This window comes from Acanthopleuribacter pedis (assembly GCF_017377855.1).
GTDB classification, from domain to species: domain Bacteria; phylum Acidobacteriota; class Holophagae; order Acanthopleuribacterales; family Acanthopleuribacteraceae; genus Acanthopleuribacter; species Acanthopleuribacter pedis.
This window is the reverse complement of the sequence record NZ_JAFREP010000016.1, coordinates 23,255-35,673: the sequence shown is the minus strand read 5'-3', so window position 1 is coordinate 35,673 and position 12,419 is coordinate 23,255. Positions and strand designations below refer to the sequence as shown.

Genomic DNA, 12,419 nt, shown 5'->3' with positions numbered 1-12,419 from the left:
AAACAATCCATCATAAACGCTTCACAAAAAGGTTGGTGTCTCCACCTATCAGTACTTGCGCCCAAACGGCGAACAAGTGAGAATAGGGTTTTATGATGGGAAGTTTTATGGTCCGTGCTCTAGTCCTTTTGTTCACCCTTCTGGTGACGGCCTCATGTAGTGACACAATCACCTGCTCCGAGGCACAACTCAGCCCCTGTTTACCGGCGGCCGAGGTCGCCACGTTGCTGTCTTTCAGCGCCAACCCCCAACCCGAGTGCGGCCTTCCCATGGACTTTGAAAAAGGGCCGCCCTCCGACGACAACGAGGCCATTCGCATTTGGTACGAGACCATGGTCGCTGAAATCCCCGCTTTGGAAAAAGCCTGGCAGGAGGCGGGGATCGACACGGCACAGCGTGCCCGCTGCGCTTTTTCTATTCGACACAACGCCCGATTGCGCGCGCGACAGGCCATGAAGGATCCTTCCCAGGTAAACGCGCTGGAAAAGCGCGACCTCGCCAAATACGGCCACCCCGACGGCCCCACCTTTTGTTGGCTCGTCGTCAAAAACTGCCGCTCTGGAAAAACAGGTACGGCCCTTTACGAGGCCATCATCCAAAGCGCGGCCCGCACCAACCCGGCCTTTCACAAAAGCGAGAAAAAATGAGTCGCGGATCCCGACCGGCCTGGTTTCGACCGCTGAGCCGCACCCTCATCGCCTGTGGCTTGGTCCTCCTTTTCTGCGGCGTGGCTGTTTACGGACGCAACGCCATGACGGGCACCGGTTCGATGTTGCTCGTTTTCTTCTTACTCATGAGTTCGCTTGGTTTCTTTAACGCCACCACGGTGATCGCCAAACGCCTGGACCGCACGGCAACACAAAAAAAGGGTGAGGACTCAGTTTAGTTCCAGCTCCAGGCAACGTTTGCGGTAATAAGCCAACTTGCTTTCCAATTGGTTCATGGTCGACCGCAAGGCGTCCAACTTTTCCGGGGTCATGCTGCCGTAAGATGCCTTGAGCGTTTCCCATTGCTCTTTGTAACGCGCCGACTCAGCCTGGGCTTTTTCCAAGTCATCTTTCATTTGACGGTGTTCATCACGCTGTTTGCGAATGTGCCCAATGCGCAAATTGGACCGAGCCGCGAGATCGCGCACCAGTTCGTCGTTTTCTTCTTCTAAGTGGAAGATGGTCTGCTCAAAATCAACACAGGTCGCAATGTGTTCGCCTTGCATTTGCTCGAAGGTCTCAAATAAATCCTGGTAGGCCTCGGACAGCGAGCGATATTCTTCTTCCTGATGCACGAGCAGCTTGCGCATGGCGCTTATTTCCTGATCGTGATCCATTCCCTGCTCGCGAATGCGATTGAGTTGATCGCGCAGGGTTTGTACTTTCTCTTCCAATTGCTCCGCGTAAATCCGCTTTTCGTCCAAGGCGTCCAGAAGCATTTTGGATTGGGGATTGTCTTTGTTGCGCAGTCGTTCTTCCACGGCAATCTGATGGACCCACATACGCAGATGAGTGGGCAGCACGCGGTAGCGCAACAATTCTTGGAAGTGATCCTGTTGGTTGTAGATGAGGCCGAGAAAACGCAGTTCGGTCTCGCGAATCTTAATGGGGACAAGCGCGAGAAACAGGACAGCATTTTTTTCCTCGCGCATCTGAAAAAACCGAATCTCGGTAAAGTAATCTTCCGGCTTAGATTGAAACAGCTTGCCCAGAAATTGCCGCAGTTGACTGGAGGGTTGATCCCCAACCCACTGCCGACCCTCTTTTTCAAATAAAAAACACTGCTCGAGTTTGAGCTCTTTGGTCAGTCGGCTTGTGATCGGGTTTAGGTCCATAAAACCACTCACTTATGTTGATTGGCCGGATAACGGGGCACCAACACCAAGCGTTGGTCGCAACGTGAGCCGGAAAGGATGGGTTCGTTATTACCTAAGCGGCGCTGAAGCGAGGGATTTGGCTAAAAATTTGGAGCGAAATGGTTTGGTAAAAGCAGACCGGGATCGGGCACGACCGCACCCGCCGGCCCAGAGCATTTTCACAGGCCGTTGCAGCCCAGATATTTAGCTTAAATCACCACGACTTACGCGCTTCTTAGGTATTAGGGTATTACGAATTATAACCGAGTCCTCACGTGAAACGAACCCCCACCGTTGCGACAGGTGAGAATCGACCAACCCAAAAAAAGCGAGGCCGAAACCTCGCTCTCAGTCACCTAACCGGATGATCCAACGCGGGCACCGAAAAAGGCACCACGCAGATCCCGTTATTTACCAAAGCGTTGGCGGTGTCCGTCGATCAAGGACGCCACCACGGATGGATCGGCTAGCGTTGAGATGTTGCCCATGTCTTCGTACTCGTGTTTGGCGATGTTCCGCAAAATCCGTCGCATGATTTTGCCGCTGCGGGTTTTGGGCAGACCACTGCAAATCAAAATGTGATCGGGACGGGCAATTTTGCCGATATCCACGGTCACCTGTTCGCGCACGACGGTAAAAACCTTGTCCATGTCGTCACCGTGATCGGTGTTCTCACGGTTGAGCACAACAAAAGCAAAAATGCCGGTACCTTTGATTTCATGGGCACAACCGACAACGGCTGATTCAGCGACCCAGTCGCAGGCGTTCACGGCCGCCTCGATTTCCGCCGTCCCCAAACGGTGGCCGGAAACGTTGAGCACATCGTCCACCCGGCCGGTAATCCAGTAATAACCGTCCTCATCGCGGCGACAACCGTCGCCGGTGAAGTAATAACCCGGAACCCTGCTGAAGTAGGTATCGAAATAGCGCTGGTGATCGCCGTAAACCGTGCGTGCCATGCCCGGCCAGGGGCGCGCGATGCACAGCAAACCCGTCGCCTCAGTTTCTTCTTGTGGGTTACATGCCTCGTCGACAATCACCGGTTCCACACCGTAAAACGGCAGCGTCGCCGAACCCGGTTTCATGTCATTCACACCGGGTTGCGGGGTAATCATAATGCCGCCGGTTTCCGTTTGCCACCAAGTGTCCACCACCGCACAACGGCCTTCGCCGACAACATCGTGATACCAACCCCAGGCCTCGGGATTAATCGGTTCACCCACCGTCCCCAACACACGCAGACTGGAGCGGTCGTATTTCTTGACAAAATCATCGCCCTCGGCAGCCAAGGCGCGAATCGCCGTTGGCGCGGTGTAGAAAATGTTGACCTTATGCCGTTCTACCACGTCCCAGTAACGACCGGCATCGGGGAAAAGCGGGGTCGATTCAAACATAATCGTGGTCGCCCCATTGGCCAAGGGACCGTAGATGATGTAACTGTGGCCGGTAACCCAGCCGATGTCGGCCGCGCAGAAGTAGATGTCTCCCGGTCGGTAATCAAACACATACTGATGGGTAAAGGCGGCATAGGTAATGTACCCACCGCTGGTGTGCAGAACACCCTTGGGTTTGCCGGTTGAACCCGAGGTATAGAGAATGAAAAGTGGATCTTCCGCATCCATCCAGGCCGCGGGGCAGTAGGCGCGCTGCTTGGCAACTTCATCGTGGTACCAAAGATCGCGGCCTTCAACCATGGGCACCTCGGCCCCGGTACGGCGTACCACCAACAGGCGTTCAACACAAGGCGTGTTGGCCAGGGCTTGATCCGTGATCGCCTTTAGGCCGATTTTCCGACCCCCCCGCAAACCTTCATCCGCGGTGACCACCAACTTGGCCTCGCAATCGAGAATGCGGTCTTTCAACGAATCCGCGGAAAAGCCTGCAAACACGATGGAATGAACCGCGCCGATGCGGGCACAGGCCAACATCACATAAGCCAATTCCGGGATCATCGGCAGGTAGATACAAACCCGGTCGCCGCGACGCACACCGTTGGCTTGCAGGGCATTAGCCGCACGACACACTTCTTCGTGGAGTTCGCGATAGCTAATGTGACGGGTATCCTCGGGACTGTCCGCTTCCCAGATGATCGCGGTCTGATCCCCGCGTTCCGCCAAATGACGGTCAATACAGTTGTGGGCCACATTTAACTTGGCATCGAGAAACCAAGCCACTTGGGCCTTGTGGAAATCCCATTGGGATACCCGGCTCCAAGGATGAAACCAATCGATACGGGACGCGATTTCACCCCAAAAAGCATCTGAGTCGGCGAGGGACGCTTCATACAGCGTCCGATAGCCCGCCATTCCTTGGACAACCGCGTTTTCTTTAAGATTCTTGTGGACAGGGTATACCCTGGCCGGGTGCTCATGCACAGACATCAACAGCCTCCGAATAAAGTCAAACCAAACCTGTGGGCCGGACTTATCAATAATGGGTGAGATCAATAATGAAGCCCATTGTATATCCGGGTGGTTTCAGACGCAACCGAACAATTGTAAACCGAGTAAACAAACTAACATCCGCACTGTTCCAAGACGCTTTTGCGCGCGTCGACCCTGTCCTTTTCCGCGCCAAACCCCGGCAACGCAAAAAATCCCGTGTTTCACCGGCTTGGGCCTTGTTCTTTTGGGGTTAGCCGTGGATACTGGGTTGTGAAAGCCCCTATTCTCCCCTCCCGTGAGGTCGGTTATGTCGTATACGAAACCCATTTGGCCCGTGCTGCTCGTCTGCCTAACGGTCACCACCCTTTTCGCAAGTGGCCCAAAAACCATTCCCCAAAACAAGCTCTTGCCACCCGCCCCCCCCTGGTCCGGCCAAAGCGCCACCCTGGCGGTCAAACCCGATCACCCCTGGGCCACCGATTTCGAACGCTTGGGTCAGAACCACTCGCCCACCTATAGCGACACCGCGGCCTGGCTGGAAAAGCTGGTCCACGAGGCGCCGGAGCTCAAAATGCACAGCATCGGCACCAGTCAGGAAAAACGGGAAATCCTGATGGTGATCGCCTCTTCGGAAGGCCTGTTTTCGGCCAAAGCGATCAAAAACTCGGACAAACCCACGGTCCTATTTCAAGCCGGCATTCACTCGGGCGAAATCGACGGCAAAGACGCCGGTATGATGCTGCTGCGCGATTTAACGGTACGCGGCACCCTGCAACCCCTGCTCCAAAAAGTGAACATCCTTTTCATTCCCATCCTCAACGTCGACGGCCACGAACGCCGCTCGCAATACAACCGGATCAACCAACGGGGACCGGAGGAAATGGGTTGGCGAACCAACGGACGCAACCTCAACCTCAACCGCGATTTTTCCAAAGCGGAAACACCCGGTATCCAGGCGTTTCTCGAGGTCGTGCGCGATTTCGACCCGGACCTGTACCTCGACATCCACGTCACCGACGGCATCGATTACCAGTACGACATCACCTGGGGGAGCAACGGCGTCCACGGCGCCTCCCCGGAAATCGCCAAATGGTTAGGCGCGGTATACCGGCCTTTTGTCGACAAGGCCTTAATTGAAATGGGCCACATCCCCGGGCCGTTGATTTTCGCTACCGACAACAACGACCTTAGCAAGGGCATCGCGGATTGGACCGCCTCCCCCCGGTACTCCAACGGTTATGGCGATTTCCGTCACCTCCCCACGATCCTGGTGGAAAACCACAGCCTAAAGCCCTACCACCAGCGGGTTTTGGGCACGCGGGTCATGCTGGAAGCAACCCTGCGGTGTCTGGCCGAACACGGCGCCAAACTCAAAAAAGCCGTTGCTTCAGACCGTGCCGCGCGTCCCGAGAAATTGACCCTCGCATGGCTACCCGACACCGACAACCCACCGATCAAACCCTTTTTGGGCATCCAACACACCAAAAAACAATCCGCTTTGTCCGGCGGCGAATGGCTTCAATGGCACGGCAAACCGGAAACCATGAACATTCCGGTGATTCCCTTTACCAAGCCGGGTCTCACCGTTGACATGCCCAAGGGTTACTGGGTACCGGCGGCATGGTCGGAGGTGATTGAGAAGCTGGCCCTGCACGACATCCAATTCGAGGTTGCCCACGAGCTGGTCGAGGTCGACGCGATCATGTACCGCATCAAAAACCCGGTCCTCGGACCCGCGCCTTTTGAGGGCCGCATGCCGGTGAAAGCCGAGTTCGAACGCCTGCCCCGCAAGGTGACCATGCAGGTTGGCAGTGTCTACGTCCCGCTCGACCAACCACTCGGCAAATTGGCGGCCGCGTTACTTGAACCCGGTGCACCGGATTCCTTTTTCAGTTGGGGCTACTTCCTCGAGGTACTACAGCGCACGGAGTATTTCGAAGCCTATGTGGGAGAACCCATGGCGGCCGAAATGCTGGCGGACGCGGATACCAAAAAAGCGTTTGATGAGTGGCGCAAAAACCACCCCGATGCAAGCAGTCGCGACATTCTCGACTGGTTCTTCAAACAAACCGGCTACATGGATGATCGGTGGATGTGGTACCCGGTCGCGCTGGAAACCAAGTAAAACCCGTCCATGGCCCCTGACCGTAGCGATGAACGATCAGCGAGCCGCGAGAGGGATGAACCACCATGGGATCGTTCATTACCGCCGGCCGGTAATTAGGCCGACGTGTTTTTTTTCAGGGCCTCGGGGCTTGGGTGTCGGTAGATCTGGACCTTACCGAAGTGCAGCAGTTCGTGGTCCCGCTCGTAAACGGCACCCAAGCGCGCGACGACCGCACGCGAGGCGTGGTTGTCGTGATCGATACAACTGATGAGGGTGTTGATACCCAAATGCTCGTAGGCCAGATCGCGGGATTTGCGCGCCGCCTCGGTGGCGTAACCACGGCCCACCATATCGGGCGCCAACCAATAACCGACCTCCAATTCTGGCCATTCTTCCGGGTACCACAAGCCAATGCTGCCGACAAAGCGACCGCTTGCCTTTTCTTCGACGGCCCAAAAACCGTAACCGCGCAAATGCCAATGGCCGATTACGGTGGCCATGCGCCGCCAAGCCATGTGACGCGAGCAAGGCCCGCCGATAAATTTGGCGTGGGTTTCATCGGCATAAGCAGCGGCGTAGCCGTCCAAATCCGACGCGCGCCACTGGCGCATCAACAGCCGTTCGGTTTCCACCTCGGCCGGTACTAAAAAGGTCATGCGTTCCTCCTATAAAATAAAGGGTTCAATCCATGGGTCTTGGCCGGGCCCCGCCTGGGCACGCAAACGCCGGATCGGACCGTGCGGCATCCCCGCCGGATGGGGTGTGGGCACCGCCTCCCCGGCTTGATTTCGAATCGTCCAGGTACGCGGTTTTTCAACCAAAGGACTTATATCAAAGCACTTTATCGGAAAACGACGAAGTCGATTGTTGTCATCCCAGACCCGTACCTTTTCGCACACAACCGCACGCTCCTGTAGGCGATAACGCGCGCCCAGGGTCAAATTATGGGGAAAACCCTGGTTGTCGATACAGCGTAATTCAAGACGGGGTTCAAGCCGAGGATACTGGTCCGGCACGGGAAACCCCTTGTGAAATCCCCAACGGCGTACGATTCCCCAGAACAGGACGTAATTGAGGCATGGGCAGTCAACCAATTCAATTTCAGCGAGAAAACAGTGAAAATCGCGTTCTGAAACAAAGCGAAACCGACGCAGGCGGCAGAACTTAAGCGCCAACTGATAACCCCGCCGAAATTGAAGCGCGTCTGAGGTGCGGCTCATAAATCGGAAATAACCCACCACTTCGTCAAGCACCGATTCAGACATCACCACACCACCTCCCTCATGGCACAGCCCCCCAATTAAAACCGTAAGCTAGCACACAAAACAAAAACGCGCCTTGCGCAAGGCCCACCCGGTTCCTATATTTAATAGGATGGGAGGTTTGCAGCATGGTAGGCATCTTTAATAATGAAGGATTTGGGACGCAACGCCGTCTCGGCCAAGCGCAAAACGGCTTAAATAACACCCTGAATCGCCTTTCGAGCGGGCGTCGCATTAACAGCGCCTCGGACGACGCGGCCGGTTTGCAAATCGCAAACAACCTGCGCGCCGATATTCGCGTGCTCAACCAAGCGCAACGCAACGCGGGCACCGGCCTCGCCATTACCAACATCGCCGACGGCTCCCTAACCCAAGCCAACGATTTATTGACCCGTGCCGCGGAGATCAGCTTACAGGCCGCCTCGGGCACCACCAGTGACGCGGGTCGCGACGCGCTCAACCAGGAACTACAGGGCATTTTTGCGGAACTGGATTCGCTCGGTCAGAATACCCGCTTCGACGGCCAGGCCTTGTTTGGCTCCGACATCGGCGTGCGTGTGGGCGAAAATGCCAGTGAGCAGGTCAACATTAGTGTCGACAACCTCAGCGCCGGCGATTTGGGTTTGGCGGGCATTGATCTCAACGATCCCGCCCAAGCCTCCGCCGCCATCAGCCAAATTACCGGTGCCATCGAACAGGTCTCCGCCTCGCGCGGCAGCCTCGGCGCGACCCAGCAGCGTTTGAACACCACCATCGAAAGCATTCAGTCCCAAGTCATCAGCACCCAAGAGGCCGAAAGCCAAATCTCCGATGCCGACGTTGCCGAGGAAGTGGTGAACCTGACCAAGCTGAAGATTCTGTCCGAGTCCAATGTCTCCGCGCTGGCCCAGGGCAACAACCTTCGCGCCCAAAATGTGTTGTCACTGCTGAATTAAACGTTTCAACCTAAGAAACGCCCACAAAAAAACCCGAAACCAAGCAACTGCTTCGTTTCGGGTTTTTGCTTTTTAAGCACCTTGTTCCCTAGTCCGGGTCGTACACCAAAGAGGGGCGTAACCAGCGTTCCATCACCTTGATATCAAGCTCTTTACGTTCCGCGTAATCGGCGACTTGGCGTTCGTCGATTTTACCCAAACCAAAGTAGAAACTCTCGGGATGGGCGAAGTACCAACCACTCACCGCCGCGGCCGGCATCATCGCGCAACTTTCGGTGAGTTCCAAACCGATCCGGTTGGTCACATCCAAAAGCTCGAACAAGGTCCATTTTTCCGTGTGGTCGGGACAAGACGGGTAACCCGGCGCGGGGCGAATCCCGCGGTAGTCCTCGCGGATGAGGGCGTTGTTGTCAAGCTGCTCCCCCGCCGCATAACCCCACAGCTCACGGCGCACCCGTTCGTGCATGTACTCGGCCAAGGCCTCGGCCAAACGGTCGGCCAGCGCTTTGGCCATAATGCTGTTGTAATCATCTTGGGCCGCGTCAAATTCAGCCACCAATTCGGCGGTGCCAATCCCAGCCGTCACCGCGAAAGCACCCACATAATCGGCCAAACCCGTCTCTTTCGGCGCCACAAAATCCGCCAGACAGAAGTTGTGCCGGCCAGGCGGTTTCTGGAACTGCTGACGCAGACCACGCAGGACCGCAAGAGTTTCCGAACGCGATTCATCCGCGTACACCGCGATGTCGTCGTCGTTGACGCTGTTGGCCGGGAACAAACCCACCACCGCACGCGCCGTCAACCGCTTCTCACCAATGATTCGCTCCAGCAAATCCTCGGCATCGTGAAACAAACGCCGAGCTTCCTCGCCAACCACTTCATCATTCAAAATTTTGGGATAACGTCCCGCCAATTCCCACGTTTTGAAAAAGGGCGTCCAGTCGATGTACGTGCGCAAGGTTTTGAGGTCCACGTCATCAAACACCGTTACCCCAAGCTGCTTGGGTTTCGGCGGTTGGTACCCGTTCCAGTCAATCGGGAACTTGCGTTTGCGCGCCTCGGCCATGGTTAACATTTTGGTTTTGGCTTTGCGATCCCCGTAAGAATCGCGAATGCGCTTGTATTCCTGTTTCACATCGGCCACGTAACCCGCGTGTTGGGATTCGGCCAAGAGTTTGCTAACCACGCCGACACTGCGCGAGGCGTCTTCCACGTAAACCGTGGCGCCCTCGTATCCCGGCGATATTTTCACCGCGGTATGAACCCGCGAGGTGGTCGCCCCACCGATCAACAGCGGAACTTTAAAACCGTCGCGCTCCATTTCCTTGGCGACATGCACCATCTCGTCCAGGGAGGGCGTGATCAAACCGGAAAGCCCGATCACATCGACATCTTCTCTTTTGGCTGCTTCAAGAATCTTTCCGGCGGGAACCATCACGCCCAAGTCAATGATTTCGTAGTTGTTACAGCCGAGAACAACACCGACAATATTTTTGCCGATATCGTGAACATCGCCTTTAACCGTTGCCAACAGAATCTTGCCCTTGGAACGGTTGGCCGTACCGGCCCGCGCTTTTTCCTCTTCGATAAACGGCACCAGGTGGGAAACCGCTTTTTTCATGACGCGTGCGCTTTTGACAACCTGCGGCAGGAACATTTTGCCGGCACCGAACAGGTCACCGACCACATTCATACCGTCCATCAACGGCCCTTCGATGACTTCCAAGGCAAAAGGCACACCTTGGCGGGCTTCCTCGGTATCGGCGACGATGTACTCCATATTCCCCTTAACCAAAGCATGTTCAATGCGTTTGGTCACGGGCAACTCACGCCACGACAGGTCCTCTTTTTTGGTTTTCCCCGTACCCTTTAAACCGGCGGCCATATCGATCAGCCGCTCGGTCGCATCGTCGCGGCGGTCAAACAACACGTCGTCGACCGCGGTTAACAGATCCTTGGGAATTTCGTCGTAAACGGGCATGGCGCCCGCGTTGACGATGCCCATGTCCATGCCGGCCTGAATGGCGTGGTAGAGGAACACCGCGTGCATCGCCTCGCGCACCGCGTTGTTGCCGCGAAATGAAAAACTCAGGTTGCTGACGCCGCCGCTGATGTGGACGTGGGGCAAGGTGCGTTTGATTTCGCGCACGGCCTCAATGAAATCGATGGCGTATCGACGGTGTTCGTCGATGCCGGTGGCAACCGCAAAAATGTTGGGATCAAAGATTATGTCCTGAGGCGGCATACCCACCACCTCGGTCAAAATCTTGTAGCTGCGGGTACAGATTTCAACCTTGCGGGCGAAGCTGTCGGCTTGACCGGTCTCGTCAAAGGCCATCACCACAACGGCAGCCCCGTAGCGACGCACCAAGGTGGCTTTTTCGATAAAATCTTCTTCGCCTTCTTTCAAGCTAATCGAGTTGACAATGCATTTGCCCTGAACCCATTGCAGGCCGGCTTCGATCACTTCCCATTTGGAGGAGTCGATCATAAAGGGCACGCGGCTAATGTCGGGTTCGGAAGCCAAAAGTTTGAGGTACTGCACCATGATTTCTTGAGAATCCAGCAGACCCTCGTCCATGTTGATGTCGATCACGACCGCGCCACTTTCGACCTGCTGTCGTGCAACTTCAAGCGCCTTTTCAAAATCGCCTTTTTTGATCAGCTTGGCGAATCGGCGGGAACCGGTGACATTGGTGCGTTCCCCAATATTGAGAAACAGGGTTTCCGGGCTTACCGTCAGCGGTTCGAGACCACTCAGGGTGAGGTAGGGTTTGGCAACGGTTTCGGGGCGAGGGGGTAAACCTTCCATCGCATCGGCCAAGGCGCGAATGTGATCGGGCGTGGTGCCGCAACAGCCGCCAACCAAGTTCACCAGCCCGGCTTCAGCGAATTCCCGCACAATCGACGCCATCTCCTCGGGCGATTGGTCGTATTGACCAAATTCGTTGGGCAAACCGGCGTTGGGGTGGCAGGAAACACGGGTGCCGGCCACATGGGCCAACTCATCGACATAAGGCCGCAACAGGTCCGCGCCGAGCGCACAATTCAGGCCGATCGACAGCAGTTCACCGTGCTGCAAGGAGTTGTAGAAAGCCTCGGTGGTTTGCCCGGAAAGGGTGCGGCCGGAGGCGTCGGTAATGGTGCCGGAAATCATCAGCGGCACATCTAGCTTTAGCTCGGCCAAAAGTTGGCGCACCGCGAACACCGCCGCCTTGGCGTTGAGGGTGTCGAACACCGTTTCGATCATTAAGGTGTCGGCACCGCCGTCAATCAGTCCCCGCGCATTCTCGCGGTAGTTGGCAACCAGGGCCTCAAAGGTGATGTCGCGAAAGCCGGGGTTGTTGACATCCGGCGAAATCGAAGCCGTTTTGTTGGTCGGCCCCAAAATGCCGATAACAAAACGCGGCCGTTCGGGATTGGCACGCGTAAATTCATCGGCCACCTCGCGGGCCAGCTTGGCCGAGGCAACGTTGATTTCGTAGGCCAGATGTTCCATTCGGTAATCGGCCATGGCGATTTGCGTCGCGCTAAAGGTATTGGTTTCAACAAAATCGGCGCCGGCCTCGTAGTAAGCACGGTGAATGGCGGCGATGATGTCGGGTCGCGTTAGCGAGAGCAGGTCATTGTTGCCCTTGACATCGCAAGGGTGGTCGGCGAAACGTTCGCCGCGATAGTCTTGTTCCTCAAGTTCATAGGCCTGAATCATCGTACCCATGGCACCGTCGAGCACCAAAATTCGGCGACGGAGTTGCTCGAGCAACATGGTGTTGCGTTCAGTACGCGTCCACATGTTCGTCCTCCTGGAGCTACAGTTGGATGGGGGCCCGGACCCGAGCAAACCTAGCGGCGGAAAAGGTAGGCTCGGGTAAACGGGCTCCAGTTTAG

At 56.1% G+C, this 12,419-nt stretch carries 9 protein-coding genes; 4 read left to right on the top strand and 5 right to left on the bottom strand.

Annotated elements, in window-relative coordinates:
* Nucleotides 1–107: 107 nt before the first annotated feature.
* Nucleotides 108–647 carry a hypothetical protein gene (locus J3U88_RS17070; RefSeq protein ID WP_207860141.1) on the top strand — a complete coding sequence of 180 codons (540 nt, stop codon included), beginning with the start codon at nucleotides 108–110 and terminating at the stop codon, nucleotides 645–647.
* Nucleotides 644–886: a hypothetical protein gene (locus J3U88_RS17065; RefSeq protein ID WP_207860140.1), complete on the top strand. Its 243-nt coding sequence runs from the start codon at nucleotides 644–646 to the stop codon at nucleotides 884–886. The genes J3U88_RS17070 and J3U88_RS17065 overlap by 4 nt, the downstream gene beginning before the upstream one ends.
* Here the strand turns inward: J3U88_RS17065 and J3U88_RS17060 are convergent.
* Both J3U88_RS17060 and acs read right to left on the bottom strand, forming a co-directional pair.
* A complete protein-coding gene (locus tag J3U88_RS17060; protein ID WP_207860139.1) occupies nucleotides 878–1,822 on the bottom strand; it encodes a coiled-coil domain-containing protein in 945 nt (314 codons plus the stop codon). The genes J3U88_RS17065 and J3U88_RS17060 overlap by 9 nt on opposite strands.
* A 428-nt stretch (nucleotides 1,823–2,250) precedes the next feature.
* Nucleotides 2,251–4,224, bottom strand: a complete 1,974-nt coding sequence (gene acs / locus J3U88_RS17055; RefSeq protein ID WP_207860138.1) for an acetate--CoA ligase — start codon at nucleotides 4,222–4,224, stop codon at nucleotides 2,251–2,253.
* Between the two features lie 310 nt (nucleotides 4,225–4,534).
* On the opposite strand from acs, the gene J3U88_RS17050 reads away from it, so the two are divergent.
* A complete protein-coding gene (locus J3U88_RS17050; RefSeq protein ID WP_207860137.1) occupies nucleotides 4,535–6,352 on the top strand; it encodes a M14 family metallopeptidase in 1,818 nt (605 codons plus the stop codon).
* 95 nt (nucleotides 6,353–6,447) lie between these two features.
* On the opposite strand, the gene J3U88_RS17045 is transcribed toward J3U88_RS17050, so the two are convergent.
* Nucleotides 6,448–6,990 carry a GNAT family N-acetyltransferase gene (locus J3U88_RS17045; protein ID WP_207860136.1) on the bottom strand — a complete coding sequence of 181 codons (543 nt, stop codon included), beginning with the start codon at nucleotides 6,988–6,990 and terminating at the stop codon, nucleotides 6,448–6,450.
* 9 nt (nucleotides 6,991–6,999) lie between these two features.
* Nucleotides 7,000–7,599: a hypothetical protein gene (locus J3U88_RS17040; RefSeq protein ID WP_207860135.1), complete on the bottom strand. Its 600-nt coding sequence runs from the start codon at nucleotides 7,597–7,599 to the stop codon at nucleotides 7,000–7,002.
* Between the two features lie 125 nt (nucleotides 7,600–7,724).
* Between J3U88_RS17040 and J3U88_RS17035 the strand changes: the two genes are divergently transcribed.
* Nucleotides 7,725–8,531: a flagellin gene (locus J3U88_RS17035; RefSeq protein ID WP_207860134.1), complete on the top strand. Its 807-nt coding sequence runs from the start codon at nucleotides 7,725–7,727 to the stop codon at nucleotides 8,529–8,531.
* A gap of 88 nt (nucleotides 8,532–8,619) precedes the next feature.
* Here J3U88_RS17035 and metH read toward each other — a convergent pair whose 3' ends face one another.
* Nucleotides 8,620–12,324 (bottom strand): methionine synthase, encoded by a 3,705-nt coding sequence (gene metH, locus J3U88_RS17030; protein ID WP_207860133.1) that lies wholly within the window; start codon nucleotides 12,322–12,324, stop codon nucleotides 8,620–8,622.
* Between the last annotated feature and the right edge of the window lie 95 nt (nucleotides 12,325–12,419).

What these genes read in the sequence shown, in the direction of transcription:
- J3U88_RS17070 (WP_207860141.1), top strand. Translation starts at nt 108, where the DNA reads ATGGTCCGTGCTCTAGTCCTTTTGTTCACCCTTCTGGTGACGGCCTCA.
- J3U88_RS17065 (WP_207860140.1), top strand. Translation starts at nt 644, where the DNA reads ATGAGTCGCGGATCCCGACCGGCCTGGTTTCGACCGCTGAGCCGCACC.
- J3U88_RS17060 (WP_207860139.1), bottom strand. Translation starts at nt 1,822, where the DNA reads ATGGACCTAAACCCGATCACAAGCCGACTGACCAAAGAGCTCAAACTC.
- acs (WP_207860138.1), bottom strand. Translation starts at nt 4,224, where the DNA reads ATGTCTGTGCATGAGCACCCGGCCAGGGTATACCCTGTCCACAAGAAT.
- J3U88_RS17050 (WP_207860137.1), top strand. Translation starts at nt 4,535, where the DNA reads ATGTCGTATACGAAACCCATTTGGCCCGTGCTGCTCGTCTGCCTAACG.
- J3U88_RS17045 (WP_207860136.1), bottom strand. Translation starts at nt 6,990, where the DNA reads ATGACCTTTTTAGTACCGGCCGAGGTGGAAACCGAACGGCTGTTGATG.
- J3U88_RS17040 (WP_207860135.1), bottom strand. Translation starts at nt 7,599, where the DNA reads ATGTCTGAATCGGTGCTTGACGAAGTGGTGGGTTATTTCCGATTTATG.
- J3U88_RS17035 (WP_207860134.1), top strand. Translation starts at nt 7,725, where the DNA reads ATGGTAGGCATCTTTAATAATGAAGGATTTGGGACGCAACGCCGTCTC.
- metH (WP_207860133.1), bottom strand. Translation starts at nt 12,324, where the DNA reads ATGTGGACGCGTACTGAACGCAACACCATGTTGCTCGAGCAACTCCGT.